This window comes from Sphingomonas sp. PP-F2F-A104-K0414, assembly GCF_004340945.1.
Classification (GTDB): Bacteria; Pseudomonadota; Alphaproteobacteria; order Sphingomonadales; family Sphingomonadaceae; genus Sphingomonas.
On the sequence record NZ_SLYD01000001.1, the window covers coordinates 216,761 to 232,624 of the forward strand.

The 15,864-nt window shown below is 68.8% G+C and carries 15 protein-coding genes and 2 riboswitches; of the genes, 14 read left to right on the plus strand and 1 reads right to left on the minus strand.

The genetic code is table 11. The features are described 5' to 3' along the window. Positions 1-12 precede the first annotated feature (12 nt). A riboswitch (cobalamin riboswitch) is annotated at positions 13-230 on the plus strand. A gap of 241 nt (positions 231-471) precedes the next feature. The 7 genes from C8J46_RS00935 (at position 472) to cobJ (ending at position 9,355) form a co-directional block, all read left to right on the plus strand. After that, on the plus strand, positions 472-1,461 hold the full coding sequence (locus C8J46_RS00935; RefSeq protein WP_132735258.1) for a HoxN/HupN/NixA family nickel/cobalt transporter: 990 nt from the start codon (positions 472-474) through the stop codon (positions 1,459-1,461). A gap of 53 nt (positions 1,462-1,514) precedes the next feature. After that, a riboswitch (cobalamin riboswitch) is annotated at positions 1,515-1,729 on the plus strand. Between the two features lie 106 nt (positions 1,730-1,835). Then, positions 1,836-2,873, plus strand: a complete 1,038-nt coding sequence (cobW, locus tag C8J46_RS00940) for a cobalamin biosynthesis protein CobW (RefSeq protein ID WP_132734210.1) — start codon at positions 1,836-1,838, stop codon at positions 2,871-2,873. Between the two features lie 8 nt (positions 2,874-2,881). Then, a complete protein-coding gene (cobN, locus tag C8J46_RS00945) occupies positions 2,882-6,115 on the plus strand; it encodes a cobaltochelatase subunit CobN (protein WP_132734212.1) in 3,234 nt (1,077 codons plus the stop codon). Further along, entirely contained in the window at positions 6,112-7,257 is a 1,146-nt protein-coding gene (gene cobG, locus C8J46_RS00950; protein WP_243643152.1) for a precorrin-3B synthase, read from the plus strand. Before cobN ends, cobG begins: the two co-directional genes overlap by 4 nt. Further along, positions 7,258-7,887 carry a precorrin-8X methylmutase gene (locus tag C8J46_RS00955; protein WP_132734214.1) on the plus strand — a complete coding sequence of 210 codons (630 nt, stop codon included), beginning with the start codon at positions 7,258-7,260 and terminating at the stop codon, positions 7,885-7,887. Then, a complete protein-coding gene (gene cobI, locus C8J46_RS00960; RefSeq protein ID WP_132734216.1) occupies positions 7,884-8,609 on the plus strand; it encodes a precorrin-2 C(20)-methyltransferase in 726 nt (241 codons plus the stop codon). Before C8J46_RS00955 ends, cobI begins: the two co-directional genes overlap by 4 nt. Next, complete coding sequence (cobJ, locus tag C8J46_RS00965; RefSeq protein ID WP_132734218.1) at positions 8,606-9,355, plus strand: precorrin-3B C(17)-methyltransferase; 750 nt, start codon at positions 8,606-8,608, stop codon at positions 9,353-9,355. Before cobI ends, cobJ begins: the two co-directional genes overlap by 4 nt. On the opposite strand, the gene C8J46_RS00970 is transcribed toward cobJ, so the two are convergent. After that, entirely contained in the window at positions 9,331-10,080 is a 750-nt protein-coding gene (locus tag C8J46_RS00970; RefSeq protein WP_132734220.1) for a cobalt-precorrin-6A reductase, read from the minus strand. The genes cobJ and C8J46_RS00970 overlap by 25 nt on opposite strands. Here C8J46_RS00970 and cbiE point away from each other — a divergent pair. From cbiE to bluB, 7 genes are read left to right on the plus strand one after another with little or no spacing between them, the layout of a single operon-like run. Then, positions 10,070-11,278 carry a precorrin-6y C5,15-methyltransferase (decarboxylating) subunit CbiE gene (cbiE, locus tag C8J46_RS00975; RefSeq protein WP_132734222.1) on the plus strand — a complete coding sequence of 403 codons (1,209 nt, stop codon included), beginning with the start codon at positions 10,070-10,072 and terminating at the stop codon, positions 11,276-11,278. The two genes, C8J46_RS00970 and cbiE, sit on opposite strands and share 11 nt — an antisense overlap. Then, positions 11,275-11,640, plus strand: coding sequence for a cobalamin biosynthesis protein (locus C8J46_RS00980; protein ID WP_132734224.1), 366 nt, complete (start codon positions 11,275-11,277; stop codon positions 11,638-11,640). The genes cbiE and C8J46_RS00980 overlap by 4 nt, the downstream gene beginning before the upstream one ends. Further along, a complete protein-coding gene (gene cobM / locus C8J46_RS00985) occupies positions 11,637-12,422 on the plus strand; it encodes a precorrin-4 C(11)-methyltransferase (protein WP_132734226.1) in 786 nt (261 codons plus the stop codon). Before C8J46_RS00980 ends, cobM begins: the two co-directional genes overlap by 4 nt. An 8-nt stretch (positions 12,423-12,430) precedes the next feature. Further along, a complete protein-coding gene (locus C8J46_RS00990; protein ID WP_132734228.1) occupies positions 12,431-13,738 on the plus strand; it encodes a cobyrinate a,c-diamide synthase in 1,308 nt (435 codons plus the stop codon). Beyond that, the gene (cobA, locus tag C8J46_RS00995) at positions 13,735-14,454 is read left to right on the plus strand and encodes a uroporphyrinogen-III C-methyltransferase (RefSeq protein ID WP_132734230.1); all 720 of its coding nucleotides are present in this window, start codon (positions 13,735-13,737) and stop codon (positions 14,452-14,454) included. Before C8J46_RS00990 ends, cobA begins: the two co-directional genes overlap by 4 nt. Continuing rightward, a complete protein-coding gene (cobF, locus tag C8J46_RS01000) occupies positions 14,451-15,212 on the plus strand; it encodes a precorrin-6A synthase (deacetylating) (protein WP_132734232.1) in 762 nt (253 codons plus the stop codon). Before cobA ends, cobF begins: the two co-directional genes overlap by 4 nt. Then, on the plus strand, positions 15,209-15,859 hold the full coding sequence (gene bluB, locus C8J46_RS01005; protein WP_132734234.1) for a 5,6-dimethylbenzimidazole synthase: 651 nt from the start codon (positions 15,209-15,211) through the stop codon (positions 15,857-15,859). Before cobF ends, bluB begins: the two co-directional genes overlap by 4 nt. Positions 15,860-15,864 lie beyond the last annotated feature (5 nt).

Genomic DNA, 15,864 nt, shown 5'->3' on the forward strand with positions numbered 1-15,864 from the left:
GGTTCGACCGGTTGCTCGCTAGATCGCGTCGGTGCCCGGAAGGGCTTGATTGGGAATGCGGTGCGGACGGTTCGCCGTCCTATGCCGCGGCTGTCCCTGCAACTGTAAGCGGCGAGCGAAGCGCACGGGCCCTCTGCGCGAGGGCAGCCACTGGGTTTCAGACCTGGGAAGGCGGTGCGCCAAGCCTTGACCCGCGAGCCAGGAGACCTGCCGGCGTCTGGTCGCTCTTGTCCCGGTCCAGGGGGTGGCCGAGGCACGGTGAACGCCGCCTGCGTGACACTGGCTGAGCGACGACCATGTGGCGGGGGCCGCATCGGCGTCGTGCGTCGGCCGCTCATGGCGTCCGGTCGTCGCACGGCCCGGCCGTTCGCGGCAGGTCCCCGTCCTCGTCGGACGCTGCGGGGCTTTTGCATGACGACTTTGACGATCGAGCGACCGACGCGGGTTTCGACACGCAAACGCATCGGCTGGATGTTCTCGGGCCTGATCGTGGCCAACATCGCTGCGTGGTGCTGGGCGTTCTCGCTGTTCCACGCGCAGCCGCTGATGCTCGGCACGGCGCTACTCGCCTGGGGCCTCGGCCTGAGGCACGCGGTCGATGCGGACCACATCGCCGCGATCGACAACGTGACGCGGAAACTCATGCAGGACGGCCAGCGCCCGATCGCGGTCGGCTTCTGGTTCGCGATCGGCCATTCGGGGATCGTCCTGATCGCTGCCGTCGCGATCGCGCTCACCGCCAGTGCGCTGTCGCAGTTCGAGGCATTCAAGCAGGTTGGCGGCGTGATAGCGACCATCATCTCGGCGGTGTTCCTTTTCACGATCGCGGCGATGAACCTGATTATATTGCGCTCGGTCTGGCGTACCTTCGGTCATGTCCGCAACGGCGGTATTTATGTCGAGGAGGACCTCGACCTGCTGCTCGGCAACCGCGGCCTGCTCGCGCGGCTGTTCCGACCGATGTTTCGGCTGGTCACGCGGAGCTGGCATATGGCCCCGCTCGGCTTCCTGTTCGGCCTCGGTTTCGACACGGCGACGGAGGTCGCGATCCTTGGCCTTTCCGCCAGCCAGGCGGCCGACGGTCTCTCGATCGGCATCGTCCTCGTGCTCCCGGTGCTGTTCGCGACCGGCATGGCGCTGGTCGACACTGCGGACGGCGTCGTCATGCTCGGTGCTTACGAATGGGCGTTCGTGAAGCCGATCCGCAAGCTCTACTACAACATCACGATCACGCTGATCTCCGCGATCGTCGCGATCGCGATCGGCGGGATCGAGACGCTCGCGCTGCTTGGCGCAAAGCTCGGCCTGACGGGCGGTATCTGGGATCTGGCAGCCGCACTCGGCGAGAACTTCAACGGCCTGGGCTTCGCGATCATCGGCCTGTTCGTGCTGTGCTGGGTCCTGAGCTTCGCCATCTATCGCTGGAAACGCTTCGATGAGATCGAGGTCGTACACGGATAGCTGGCGGCGTGGCGGAAAGTCCTCTAACCCACCCCCGAGGCTCGGTTGCACCGAACCTCATAGATCGCGCCGGTGCCCGAAAGGGCTTGAATGGGAATGCGGTGCGGGAGGAGTCCTCCCAATGCCGCGGCTGTCCCTGCAACTGTAAGCGGTGAGCGAGACGCACACGTCCTTCGTTTCGGAGGGCAGCCACTGGGGAAACCTGGGAAGGCGTACGTCAAGCCTCGACCCGCGAGCCAGGAGACCTGCCAGCGTTATGGTCGCTCTTGCTACGATCCAGGGGATGGTCGCGGCACGGTACTCCGTCTGAGCGACGAACGCGTGCGGCCGAAAGGTCGTGCGTGCGTGTGCTTTAGACGTCGAGGAGAATAGTCATGTCCGATCTTTCAAAGGTCCCCGTTACCATCGTCACCGGCTTCCTGGGCGCAGGCAAGACCACGCTCATCAGCCACCTGATCCGCAACGCGAACGGCCGCCGCCTTGCGGTCGTCGTCAACGAATTCGGCACGCTCGGCATCGACGGCGACATTCTCAAGGGCTGTGCGATCCCCGATTGCCCGGCGGAGAACGTGATCGAGCTGGCGAACGGCTGCATCTGCTGCACGGTGGCGGATGATTTCATCCCGACCGTGGAGGCGCTCCTCGCGCTCGACCCGCGCCCCGATCACATCCTCATTGAAACGTCCGGGCTCGCGCTGCCCAAGCCGCTGCTGAAGGCGTTTGACTGGCCCGCGATCCGCTCGCGCATCACCGTCGACGGCGTCATCGCGCTCGCCGATGCGGAAGCCGTCGCCGCGGGCCGCTTCGCCCCCGACGTGGCCGCGCTCGACGCCCAGCGCGCCGCCGACCCAAGCGTCGATCACGAGACGCCGCTCTCGGAAGTATTCGAGGATCAGCTCGCCTGCGCCGATCTTGTCCTGCTGACCAAGGTCGATCTCGCCGGACCCGAGGGCGTTGCCAAGGCACGCGCGGTGATCGCCGCCGAGTCCGCTCGCCCGCTAGCAGTGATCGACCTGACCGACGGCATCATCGATCCGCGCGTGATCCTCGGCCTCAACGCCGCAGCCGAAGACGACATCGCCAGCCGGCCCTCGCATCACGACGGCGAGGATGACCACGAGCACGACGATTTCGACAGCGTCGTCGTCGAGCTTGGCGAGATCGCCGACCCCGCCGATCTGACCGCGAAGATCGAAGCGCTCGCCCGCAGCGCCGACATCCTCCGCGTTAAGGGCTACGCCGCCGTCACCGGCAAGCCGATGCGCCTGCTCGTCCAGGCCGTCGGCGCGCGTGTCCGGACGCAGTACGACCGCCCATGGCGCGCCGGCGAACCCCGCCGCACGCAACTCGTGGTGATCGCCGAGCACGACCGGATCGACGAGGCCCGCATCAAGGCCGCGCTGGACGGCTGAGGCTCACAATGCACGTCGTCTTCCGCGAGACCCACGGGCTGGAGGAAAGCGCGGTCCCGCAGGACCTCGCCCAATCCCCCGCGGACCTCGTCGTCCTCTCCTTCTCCGACGGCGACCTCGGCGCATTCGCCGCGGGTTGGAGACGTGCGGATGCTGCCGGAAGCCGGTTGCCTTCGCTTCGCCTCGCCAACCTGACCGCACTCCAGCACCCGCTCTCGGTCGACACCTATGTCGAGCAGACGCTGGCCGGCGCCAAGGGCATCCTGATCCGGCTGATCGGCGGCCGCTCCTACTGGAGCTATGGCCTGCAACAGGTCGAGCATTTGGCGCGGGAGAAGGGCATCGCGCTCGCTGTCCTCGCCGCAGACGGCCGCATCGACACGCGCCTCGACGCCGCCTCGACGATCCCGCTGTCGACGCTGCGCCGTTTGGCGCATCTCTGCGACACCGGCGGCGCGGTCGCGGCGCAGGCGGCGCTGGCCCAGTTCGCGCTGGCTGCGGGGTGCTACGCCGGCCCCGTCACCGGCGTCCGCGCGATTGCCGATGTCGGCGGCTGGCAGCCACATGACGGCGTGACATGCCCGGCCGCGTTCGCCCTGAACGCGACACGCCCCCGCGTACTGATCGTGTTCTACCGCTCGTATCTGACCGCCGCGGACCTCGACCCGATCGAAGCGCTCCACACCGAACTTTCCGCGAGAGGGTTCGACGTTATCGGCCTCTTCGCGCCTTCGCTCAAGGCACCGGACGCAGCCGGCTGGATGAGCCGCTGGGTCACAGCCCTGAAGCCCGCTGCGATCGTCAACGCCACCGCCTTCTCCGCCCGCAGCGCGGCCGATACCACGCCGCTCGACGACGCGAACGTACCCGTCTTCCAGATCGCGCTAGCCACCTCCGACCGCGCCGCCTGGGCCGGCGCCACCCGCGGCCTGTCGCCCGCCGACTTGGCCATGCACGTCGTCCTCCCCGAAGTGGACGGCCGTCTCTTCGCCGGCGTTGCCAGCTTCAAAGAAGCCGCGGCGAGGGACGGCGACCTTGAATACACCCGCCGCGAACACCGCACCGACCCGGGACGCATCACCGCCATCGCCGCGCGGATCGAAGCCTGGACGAAGCTCGCCAGCAAACCCGTCGCCGACCACCGCATCGCGATCGTCCTGTCGACCTACCCCGGCAAGGCGTACCAGATGGCGCACGCCGTCGGTCTCGACGCACTCGCCTCCACGCAGGCGATCCTCGCCGACCTTACTCAGGCCGGTTACGCGATCGCCCCCGAAGCGAGCGACCTCGCTACGTCACGCATTCACTGGCCGCTTACCGAGTACTGCAAAGCCCTCGCGCATCTTCCCAAAGACCTCCGCGAGGACCTCCAACAAACCTGGGGCGACCCGACCGAAGACTTCGCGTTCACCGCGATCGACCACGGCGGCGCGCTCGTCGCCCTTCAACCCGAACGCGGCCGCACAGAGCACCGTGCCGAGGAGTATCACGACCTCTCCCGCTGCCCCTGCCACGCCTATGTCGCCTTCTATCTGTGGCTCCGCACGCGCGGCAACGATGCGCTGGTCCATGTCGGTGCGCACGGCACGCTCGAATGGCTCCCCGGCAAGTCGGTCGCACTGTCCGACGCCTGCTGGCCCGAAGCGCTCACCGGAGCGATGCCCGTCATCTACCCGTTCATCGTCAACGACCCCGGTGAAGCCGCCCAAGCCAAGCGGCGCATCGGTGCGGTGACACTCGGCCACGTCCCGCCGCCGCTCGAACGCACGCGCACCGGTGCCGGCCTCGGTCGTCTCGAAGCGCTGCTCGACGAATTCTCCAACGCCGACGGGCTCGACCCGGCGCGGCGCGATCGCCTGCAGCGCGACATTCGCGACGAGGCCACCGCCACCGGCCTCGCCGCCACGCTGGGTCTCGACGACGTACAGTCGCAATCGGAAGCCATCACCCGCATCGACACCTTCGTCTGCGACGTGAAGGAGAGCCAGTACGGCGACGGCCTCCACATCTACGGCCGCGGCGAGCACGGCGCCGCCGAACGCGCCGGGCTTCTGTCGGCCCTCCGGGGCAAGCGCGTCGCGTCCGGCCCGTCCGGCTCGCCGTGGCGAGGCCGCGTCGATGTCCTCCCGACCGGCCGTAATCTCTACACCACCGATCCCCGCGCGGTCCCGTCGCGCGCCGCGCATACGCAAGGCGTAAAACTTGCCGATGAACTCGTCCGCCGCCACTTGCAGGATCACGGCGACTATCCCCGCAATCTCGTCGTCGATCTCTGGGCTTCCGCGACGATGCGGACAGCCGGCGAGGAGTTCGCGATGGCGCTTCACCTGCTTGGCGCGGAGCCGGTGTGGGACATGCAGTCGGACCGCGTGACGGGCGTCGAGATCCTGCCACTGGCGAACTTCGACCGTCCGCGAATTGACGTCACGCTGCGCGTATCCGGCCTGTTCCGCGACGCCTTTCCGACGCTCTCCACGATGTTCGGCCAAGCCGTCCGAGCCCTTGCTGCACGCGACGAACCGCAGGACTGGAACCCGTTCGTCGGCAAGCCATCCTCCGCCCGAGTCTACGGTCCCGAACCCGGCCGCTACGGCCTGAGCATGGGCGACGCCGCCGAAACCTACACGCCGGAGGCACGACTGGACGCTGGCCGAGCGTGGCTATCCGCCTCCAGCCATGCGCTCGATGACGGCGCCGACCGTTTCGACCCCACCGGCATCCGCGACCGCGTCGCTGCCGCCGACGCCTTCGTCCACGTCCAGGACCTGCCCGAGACGGATCTCCTGCTCGCCGCGGACTATGCCGCGCACGAAGCCGGTTTCGCCGCCGCGCAATCAGTCGCAGGCGGCAGCGCCACGCTCTATCATCTCGACGCACGCGACCCGGCCCAAGCCAAGGCCCGCCCGCTCAAGGAAGAGATCGCACGCGTCGTCCACGCCCGCGCCGCCAACCCTGCATGGGTAGACGGCATGCTGCGCCACGGCTTTCGCGGCGGTGCCGAGATCGCCGCCACGCTCGACCATCTCGGCGCCTTCGCGCATCTCGCCAGCGCCGTTCGTCCCGAACTGATCGACCTCTATTACGACGCGACCTTGGGCCGCGACGACGTCCGCGCCTTTCTCGCCGAAGCGAACCCCGGCGCGCTGGCGGCGATGCAGGCGCGCTTCGCAGCACTGCATGCCGCGGACCTCTGGCCGACCCGCCGCAACTCGATCCTCGCGCGCCTGGATTTGCCGTCGTGAGCGCATTCGAGGTCAAAAGCTGGTGCCCCGATGCCTGGCGCCCGATGATGGCGGGCGACGGCATGCTGGTACGCGTTCGCCCGCCGCTCGCGCGGCTGACACGCGTCCAGGTGCTCGGTTTATGCGAAGCGGCAACGGCGTACGGCAACGGCCAGATCGACGCCACCACCCGCGCCAACCTCCAGATCCGCGGCGTCCGCGAGGATAGCTGGCGTCCGCTGATCGATACATTGCTCGACCTCGGCCTGATCGACCCAGATCCAACCCGAGAGGCACGTGCCAACATCCTCGTTGCGCCCGATTGGCGCGCCGGCGACGATACGCACCGCATCGCCGCGGCATTGCGCGCCCGCCTATCAGAACTGCCGGACCTTCCCGGCAAAGTCGGTTTCGCGATCGACGCCGGCGCCGCGCCGACGCTCAAGGACGCCCCGGCAGACTTCCGCGTCGAGCGCGCCGCCTCCGGCCATTTGATCCTCCGCGCAGACGGCCGCGACCTTGGTACGCGGTTGGCGCCCCGCACCGAAGTGGACCATTTTATCGCGCTTGCCCGCTGGTTCGTCGAGAGCGGCGGGACCGCTAGTGGCCGCATGGCGCGACACGCCGCGGCGCTTCCCTATTGGGCCGCTGCAACGGAAGCCTCCGCCGGATCCATCGACCGGGCCCAGCCCGGCCGGCACCTGCTCGGCACTGCCCTCGGCCTGCCATTCGGTCGCGTTGCAGCGTCGGCGTTGCGCCGCCTCCTCGAAGCCGAACGCGCAATCGAAGCGGTCCGCCTGACCCCGTGGCATATTGTGATCTGCGAGGGCGTCACGCTGCTTACGGTCCAGCCCGACCCCGCCGACTTCATCACCGCTCCATCCGCGCCGATCCTCCTGGTAGATGCTTGCGTCGGCGCGCCGTCGTGCCTGCAAGCCACGGTAGAAACCCGCGACCTGGCCCACCGTCTCGCTCCTCATGTCACCGGCCGCCTCCATGTCTCCGGATGCGCGAAGGGATGCGCCCGCGCGCGCGCTGCCGACGTGACGCTGACCGGTCGCGACGGTCGCTACGACCTCGCCTTCGACGCGCGTGCTGGCGCGCCACCGTTCCGCGCGGGCCTCGACGCCGCGCAGATCCTCGCTCATTTCGGAGCCGCCTGAATGCCGTACGCCTATGAAACCGACGGCGCGGCGATCTACCGCCAATCCTTCGCGATGATCCGCGCCGAAGCCGACCTCGCCCGTTTCACGCCCGAGGAAGAGCCGGTGGCCGTCCGCATGATACACGCCGCCGGGCTGATTGGGCTCGCCCAGCACCTTCGCTTCTCGCCGACCTTCGCGGTCGAAGCACGTCGCGCGTTGCAGGCCGGCGCGCCAATCCTCTGCGACGCACGCATGGTCACCGAGGGCATCACCCGCGCCAGATTGCCTGCCGATAACCGCATCGTCTGCACGCTCCACGCCCCCGAAACGCCTGAGCTCGCCCGGACGATGGGCAACACGCGATCGGCCGCCGCCCTCGAACTCTGGCGCCCGCATCTCGCCGGTGCGGTCGTGGCGATCGGCAATGCGCCGACCGCGCTGTTCCACCTGCTCAACATGCTCGAATACCCCGATTGTCCGCGTCCGGCGGCGATCATCGGCTGCCCGGTCGGCTTCGTCGGCGCGGTCGAATCGAAGGCGGCGCTGTGGACCGATCAGCCCGTGCCGTGCGTCGTCGTCGAGGGCCGAATGGGCGGCAGCGCGATCACCGTCGCCGCAATCAACGCGCTCGCGAGCGGAACCGAATGACACTCGGTACGATTCACGGCGTTGGTTTGGGGCCGGGGGCGCAGGACCTGATGAGCGTCCGCTCGGATCGCCTCGTTCGCGGCGCGCGTCATGTCGCCTATTTCCGCAAGGCGGGTCGGGCCGGGCAGGCGCGGAAGATCGTCGACGGGATGCTTCGCGCCGACGTGATCGAGTTCCCGATGGAATACCCGGTCACTACCGAGATTCCGGTCTCCGATCCGCGCTACAATGACTGCTTGTCGGCATTCTACGAAGGCTGCATCGAACATTTGGCGTCGCTGGCCCGCAGCGGCGAGGATATCGTCGTGCTCTGCGAAGGCGATCCGTTCTTCTACGGCTCGTTCATGCACCTCTACACGCGCCTCCAGACGATCGCCCCGGTGGAGGTTGTCCCGGGCATCACCGGCATGTCCGGCGCCTGGACCGCCAGCGGCGCGCCGATCACGTGGGGCGATGACGTCCTGACGGTCCTGATGGGCACGCTCCCCGAGGAGGATCTGGTCCGTCGGATCCGCGACACCGACGCGCTGGTGGTGATGAAGATCGGCCGCCACCTCGACAAACTCCGCCGTGCCGTCGCCGCCGCCGGACGCGAGGGCGAAGCGTGGCTGGTGGAATACGCCGCAATGGCCGATCAGCGCGTTACGCGGCTCTGCGAGGCGGACGCGATCACGCCGTATTTCTCGATCCTGCTGATCCACGGCCAGGGGCGTCGCCCATGACCGGGTGGCTCGCCATCGCAGGCCTCGGCCCCGGCGATCCGAACCTCGTGACCCCCGAAGTCACCGCCGCGCTGGCCGAAGCGACCGATGTGATCGGCTACATTCCGTATGTCGCTCGCATCGCGCCCCGTGATGGCCTGACGCTTCACCCGACCGACAACCGCGTCGAACTTGATCGCGCCACGCATGCGCTCCAACTGACGGCCCAAGGCCACCGCGTGGTCGTCGTATCCTCGGGCGATCCCGGCGTGTTCGCGATGGCCGCGGCGGTGTTCGAAGCGCTCGAAGCCGGCCCGCAGGAATGGCGCGAGATCGACGTCCGCGTGCTCCCCGGCATCACCGCGATGCTTGCCGCGAGCGCGCGTGCCGGCGCGCCACTCGGCCATGATTTCTGCGCGATCAACCTGTCGGACAATCTGAAACCCTGGCCGCTGATCGAACGCCGCGTGCGCTTCGCCGCAGAGGCCGACTTCGCGATCGCCTTCTACAACCCGCGATCGAAGGCGCGACCCGACGCCCTGATCCGCGTCTTCGAAATCCTCCGCGAGACCTGTGGCGACGACCGCCCCGTCCTGTTCGCCCGCGCCGTCTCCACGCCTGAGGAAGCGCTCCGCATCGTCCCGCTCCCGGAAGCCCGCGCGGAGATGGCCGACATGCGCACAATGATCATTATCGGCTCCAGCTTGACCCGCATCATCGAGCGCCCGGCGGGCCCGATCCTCTACACCCCGCGGTCGGCGCCATGATCGAGCCAGCGCAGCACGTCTTCCGCGGCATGCACTTCCAACCGGGCAGGCAGGACGGGACGATCGATCATGATCACCGGCAGCCCAAGCGCGCGCGCCGCGCCCAGCTTGGCCTGCGCGCCCGACCCGCCCGCATTCTTGCAGACCACGATCTCGATCCCGTGTGCCGCCATCAGCCGTCGGTCGCCCGCGACATCGAACGGCCCGCGATCGACGACCAGATGGTGCCGCGGCAACCCCGGCGGACGATCGGGCGCATCGACAAACCGCAGCAGATAGTCATGCTGAGGCCGCACCGCGAATGCGTCGACATGCATTCGCCCGAGCGCCAGCATGACGCGCCGCGCGGGGCCAGCCAACGCCGCGACGGCAGCCTCGATGTCGGCCACGCACGTCCATCGATCGCCTGTGACGGGCGCCCAAGCCGGCCGCGTCAAGGCGATGTGGGCAACGCCCGCGCGTGCCGCAGCAACGACGGCATTCGCGCTCATCCGCGCCGCGAACGGGTGCGTCGCGTCGATCAGATGCGTAACGCGGTGAGCGCGCAGATACGCGACCAGCCCCTCGACGCCGCCGAAGCCACCGACGCGTACCGGGATCGGCTGAGCCTTCGGGTTGGCAACACGCCCGGCATAGCTCAGCACCGCCGCATCGCCTCGCGCCGCCAGCAAGGCCGCGAGCGCGCTAGCCTCGGTCGTGCCCCCCAGCACCAGGATGTTCGACATGGCTGACACTCCCTGGCTGACGATCGTCGGAATAGGCGAAGACGGTGCGGCCGGCCTGTCCGCCTCGGCAAAGGCGGCGCTGGCGGAGGCCGAGATGGTGACCGGTGCGACCCGACATCTGGCGCTCCTCCCCGAGCTTACGGGCGAGGTCGTGCCGTGGCCAGTCCCGTTCGACGCGGGCATCCCCGGTCTGCTCGATCGCCGCTGCCGAAAAACCGTCATGCTGGTCTCCGGCGATCCGTTCTGGTTCGGCGCAGGCACGTCCGTCACCCGCCATCTCGCGCCGACCGACTGGATCGCGTACCCCGTGCCGTCAACCTTTGCCCTCGCTGCGGCACGCCTCGGCTGGGCGCTCGACGACACCGCCTGCCTCGGGCTGCACGCTGCACCGCTCGCGCGCCTACGCCGACACATCGCGCCAACCCGCCGCGCCTTGGTTTTGGTTCGCGACGGCGAAGCGGTTGCTGCACTGGCGCGGTATCTGACCGAACTCGGCTTCGGCGGGTCGCAGTTGCATGTCCTCGAAGCGCTCGGTGGCCCGCGTGAAAGGATCCGCGAGATGGTCGCCGCTGCCCCCGCGTTCGAAGACATCGCGCACCCGGTGGCAGTCGGCATCGCCTTCGCAGGAACCGGCGCGGTTCTACCCCACGCTTCCGGCCTGCCCGATGCGTGGTTCGAGCATGACGGCCAGATCACCAAGCGCCCGATCCGCGCGCTGACGCTGTCCGCGCTCGCGCCGAAGCCGGGCGAAACGCTGTGGGATATCGGCGCAGGCTCCGGCTCGATCGGCATCGAATGGCTGCTCGCCCATCCATCCATGCAGGCAATCGCGTTCGAAGCCGATCCAGTCCGCGCCGGTCGCATCCAAGGCAACGCCGCCGCGCTGGGTGTCGATCGCCTGCGGGTGGTCGAAGGCCGCGTCCCCGACGTCCTCGGAAGTCAGCCGGAACCGGACGCGATCTTCATCGGTGGTGGTCTGTCGGACGTGCTGCTCGAACGGCTCTGGTCCGAGCGCGCGTCCGGCATCCGTCTAGTCGCCAACGCCGTCACGCTCGAGTCCGAAGCGCTGCTCACCCGCTGGCAGGCGGCGAAGGGTGGCAGCCTCCTGCGCATCGACCTGTCCGAGGCCGTCCCGCTCGGCACGCGGCGTGGCTGGCGGGCGAGCTATCCGGTCGTGCAGTGGAGCGTCGTGCTGTGATCGTCGCCGGCTTCGGATTTCGCCGCGGGGCAGACGTCGCCGAGCTGCGTGCCGCGCTTGCTAGTGCGCAGGCGGGGCACCCTCCGGTCACGGCATTGGCGGCGCCTGACGACAAGCTGGCATTGGTCGCGGAGCTTGCCGCTGCGATGGGCCTGCCCGTGATCGCGGTATCGGCCGACGCGCTGCAAGGACCGCAGACACCGACCAGGTCGATCGCTAGCCTGTCCGCGCGCGCGACCGGCAGCGTTGCCGAAGCCTGCGCGCTAGCCGCCGCCGGCCCCGGCGCGCGGTTGCTCGTCATTCGCCGCATCTCCCCCGACCGGATGGCGACCTGCGCCATTGCTCAAGGACCTGCCACATGACCGTCCACTTCATCGGCGCAGGCCCCGGCGCGCCGGACCTGCTCACACTCCGCGGGCGCGACCGGATCGCAGGATCGCCGGTCTGTCTCTACGCCGGGTCGCTGATCCCGGCGGCGATGCTCGATCACTGCCCCCCCGGCGCGCGGATCGTCAACACGGCACCCATGTCGCTCGACGACATCATCGCCGAGATCCAAAGCGCGCACGAAGCCGGCCACGACGTCGCCCGGCTTCATTCGGGCGACCTGTCGATCTGGTCGGCGATGGGCGAGCAGCTCCGCCGCCTGCGTGCGCTCGACATCCCGTTCACGATCACCCCCGGCGTGCCCGCCTTCGCCGCCGCCGCCGCCGCGCTGGAGGTCGAACTGACGCTGCCCGAACTCGCGCAGTCGGTGGTGCTGACGCGCACGCCCGGTCGCGCCAGCACGATGCCGCCCGCCGAGACGCTGACTGCGTTCGCCGCGACCGGTGCGACGCTCACGATCCACCTGTCGGTGCATAATCTGGCGCAGGTCGTAACGGATCTGACGCCGCATTACGGTTCGGACTGCCCGATCGCGATCGTCTGGCGCGCAAGTTGGCCCGACCAGCAGATCGAGCGCGCCACGCTTGCGACGATCGCGGATGCGATTGTAGGCAAACCCGATCGCACCGCGCTGATCCTCGTCGGGCAAGCACTCGCCGCGCAGGACTTCGTCGAAAGCAGCCTCTACGCAGCAGGCTATGACCGCCGCTTCCGCCCGCAATCGGCGGACTCGAAGTTCGCAGGACACGACATATGACCCCGGATATGACCCCGGGCCTCCTCATCGCCGCGCCCGCCTCGGGCACCGGCAAGACCACAGTCATGCTCGGCCTCCTTCGCGCGCTTCGCGACGATGGCCTCGTGGTGCAGCCGTTCAAGAGCGGTCCCGACTATATCGACCCCGCGTTCCACCGCGCCGCGAGTGGCCGCGCGTCGTTCAACCTCGACAGCTGGTCGATGGAGGCGGCGATGCTCGACATGCTCGCCGCCAAGGCCGACGACGCCGACTTCGCGCTCGCGGAAGGCTCGATGGGGTTGTTCGACGGAGTCGCGAAGCTTGGCGCCACCGGCAACGGTGCGAGCGCAGACATCGCGCGGCGGACGGGCTGGCCGGTGGTGCTAGTGATCGACGTCTCGGGCCAGGCACAGTCCGCCGCCGCCACCGCGCTCGGCTTCAGCCGCTACGACCCGAGCGTCCCGATCGCCGGCGTCATCCTCAACCGTGTCGCCAGCCCGCGTCACGAACGGCTCGCGCGCAGCGGGATGGAGGCGGTCGGCATCCGCGTGTTCGGGTCGCTGCCACGGCGCGGCGACCTGAAGCTGCCCGAACGTCACCTGGGACTGGTGCAAGCCGCCGAGCACCCCGATCTCGACGCCCGCATCAACGACTATGCGACGTTCCTGCGCGCGCATGTCGACATTCCTGCGCTCCGCGATGCCGCTTCGGCCGTCTCGCGTCCGGTCAACGCTCAGACCTGGATCCGACCGCCCGCCCAGCGGATCGCACTCGCGCAAGACGCAGCGTTTTCCTTCACATATGCACATGTCCTCGAAGGCTGGCGCAAAGCCGGCGTCGAGATCCTGCCGTTCTCGCCGCTCGCCGACGAAGCCCCGGCCGCACACGCCGATCTGGTCTGGCTTCCCGGCGGCTATCCCGAACTCCACGCCGGCAAGCTCGCCGCCGCCGCAACGTTCCGCGCAGGTCTGGCCGAGCACGCGCGCACACGCCCCGTCCACGGCGAGTGCGGCGGCTATATGGCGCTCGGCGAAGGCCTGATCGATGCCGACGGCACGCGTCATCGAATGGCGGGATTACTCGGCCTTGTGACCAGTTACGCCCAGCGGAAAATGCATCTCGGCTATCGTCGCGCGGCCCTCCACGCGCCGATGGGCGGCTTCACCGCTGACACAGCGCTGTCCGGGCACGAGTTTCATTATTCGACGATCATCGACCAGCCCGACGCGCCGCTCGCGCACGTCACCGATGCCGAGGGCAACGCGGTACCCGAGACCGGCTCGTATCGCGGGCACGTCAGCGGCAGCTTCTTCCACATGATCGCCGCCGCGTCATGACCGGGTTCGTCTCGTTCGTAGGCTCGGGGCCTGGCGATCCCGAACTGCTGACGCTGAAGGCCGTCGCACGGTTGCAGGCGGCGGACGCCGTGCTGTTCGACGACCTGTCTTCGGCCGTGCTCGGTCATGCGCGCGCGGGGGCCGATCTCGTCGCGGTAGGCAAACGAGCGGGTCGCCCGTCGCCAAGCCAGGCGCACGTCTCGCAACTGCTCGTCGAATACGCGCAGTCCGGTCTTCGCGTCGTCCGCCTCAAATCGGGCGACGCGGGCATCTTCGGCCGCCTCGAAGAGGAGATCGTCGCACTGCGGGCGGCGGGTATCGCGTTCGAGATCATCCCCGGCGTCAGCGCCGCAAGCGCCGCCGCGGCCGCCGCGAATATCCCGCTGACCCGGCGCCTAAGTGCGCGCCGCGTCCAGTTTCTGACCGGTCACGACGTCACCGGCGATCTGCCCGAACAGCGTAACATGGCCGCGCTCGCCGATCCTGACGCGACCACGGTTGTCTTCATGCCCAAGCGCACCTTCCCCGCGCTGGCGGCGTCACTGATCGCGCATGGCCTGTCGCCGGACACGCCCGCGCTGATCGCGGAGAATGTCGGCCACCCCGATCAGACCCTGACCCGCTCGACGATCGCCGAGCTTGCCGCCCAGTTGCAGGACGGCTTCTCCGGCAGGCCCGCCCTGATCCTCTACGGTCCGCTGATGGAGGCGGAATGATCGACCTCCTGCTGATCGGTATCGGTACCGGCAATCCCGATCACCTCACGCGCGCCGCGATCAAGGCGATGAATGCCGCCGACCTGATCCTCCTGCCCCGCAAGGGCGACGCCAAGTCCGACCTGATCGACCTTCGCCGGACGATCTGCGCGGACGTCCTGATCGGCACCACGAAGGTCGTCGAATTCGACCTTCCCGTACGCGATGCCGGCGCGCCCTACCGCGACGCCGTCGATCGATGGCACGACGCGATCGCCGGCGTCTGGGCCGAGCAGATCGCACGGCTTCTTCCGAACGGTGGCCGCTTGGCGCTTCTCGTCTGGGGCGATCCCTCGCTCTACGACAGTACGCTGAGGATCGCCGACCGCCTGCGTGACGACGGACTGCCGATGACGGTGACGGTCGTCCCCGGCATTACCAGCCTCCAGGCGCTAACCGCCGCGCATGCGATCCCGCTCAACGATCTCGCCGCGCCGGTGCTCATCACCACTGGCCGCCGCCTGCGCGAGAGCGGCTGGCCGGACGCGGTCGATACGCTCGCGGTCATGCTCGACGGCCATTGTACGTTCGAGACGCTGAGCCCGGCCGGCGTCTCGATCTGGTGGGGCGCCTATCTCGGCATGCCGCACGAAGCGCTCGTCGCCGGCCCCCTCGCGGATGTCGCCGCGCGCATCGTCGGCGAGCGCGCGAGACTGCGTGCTTCCCACGGCTGGATCATGGACACCTACCTCCTGCGCCGCACGCCGATCCGCGTATGACCGCCGGCACCCCGCCGGTGTTCGAGGCCGACTTCGCCGCGCAGTTCGACACGCTGCTTCGCTGGCGCCGTGACGTCCGTCATTTCCTGCCGACAGCGATCGCCGATGCCGATCTCGACGCCCTGCTCGAAACCGCCGCGCTCGCGCCATCGGTCGGCAACGCCCAGCCCTGGCGGTTCGTCCGCATTCGCTCGCCAAGCATCCGCGCAGACCTTGCCGATCACGTCGATGCCGCGAACGCCGTTGCGGCAGATGCGCAGCCCGACCTCGACCGCCGCGCGCGTTATCGCACCTTAAAACTCCACGGGCTGCGCGAGGCCCCGGTGATCGTTGCCGTCTTCTCGGACGAGGCGCCGCTCGCCGGCCACGGCCTGGGCCGGACGACGATGCACGACACGCTGCGCTATTCGACGGTGATGGCGATCCACACCCTCTGGTTGGCCGCAAGGCTGCGCGGGATCGGCCTCGGCTGGGTTTCGATCCTCGATCCGGCCGCCGTCGCCACGATGCTCGACGTCCCGCGCGACTGGACGCTGATCGCGGTTCTCTGCCTCGGCTATCCCGAGCATCCCTCGACCATACCCGAACTCGAACGCCGCGACTGGCAGCACCGCGAACCCGTCACGGACCGGATCATCGAACGCTGACCTCG

Excerpts from the sequence above, each read along its gene's own strand:
- C8J46_RS00935 (WP_132735258.1), top strand. The coding sequence starts at position 472 with ATGTTCTCGGGCCTGATCGTGGCCAACATCGCTGCGTGGTGCTGGGCG.
- cobW (WP_132734210.1), top strand. The coding sequence starts at position 1,836 with ATGTCCGATCTTTCAAAGGTCCCCGTTACCATCGTCACCGGCTTCCTG.
- cobN (WP_132734212.1), top strand. The coding sequence starts at position 2,882 with ATGCACGTCGTCTTCCGCGAGACCCACGGGCTGGAGGAAAGCGCGGTC.
- C8J46_RS00955 (WP_132734214.1), top strand. The coding sequence starts at position 7,258 with ATGCCGTACGCCTATGAAACCGACGGCGCGGCGATCTACCGCCAATCC.
- cobI (WP_132734216.1), top strand. The coding sequence starts at position 7,884 with ATGACACTCGGTACGATTCACGGCGTTGGTTTGGGGCCGGGGGCGCAG.
- cobJ (WP_132734218.1), top strand. The coding sequence starts at position 8,606 with ATGACCGGGTGGCTCGCCATCGCAGGCCTCGGCCCCGGCGATCCGAAC.
- cbiE (WP_132734222.1), top strand. The coding sequence starts at position 10,070 with ATGTTCGACATGGCTGACACTCCCTGGCTGACGATCGTCGGAATAGGC.
- C8J46_RS00970 (WP_132734220.1), bottom strand. The coding sequence starts at position 10,080 with ATGTCGAACATCCTGGTGCTGGGGGGCACGACCGAGGCTAGCGCGCTC.
- cobM (WP_132734226.1), top strand. The coding sequence starts at position 11,637 with ATGACCGTCCACTTCATCGGCGCAGGCCCCGGCGCGCCGGACCTGCTC.
- C8J46_RS00990 (WP_132734228.1), top strand. The coding sequence starts at position 12,431 with ATGACCCCGGGCCTCCTCATCGCCGCGCCCGCCTCGGGCACCGGCAAG.
- cobA (WP_132734230.1), top strand. The coding sequence starts at position 13,735 with ATGACCGGGTTCGTCTCGTTCGTAGGCTCGGGGCCTGGCGATCCCGAA.
- cobF (WP_132734232.1), top strand. The coding sequence starts at position 14,451 with ATGATCGACCTCCTGCTGATCGGTATCGGTACCGGCAATCCCGATCAC.
- bluB (WP_132734234.1), top strand. The coding sequence starts at position 15,209 with ATGACCGCCGGCACCCCGCCGGTGTTCGAGGCCGACTTCGCCGCGCAG.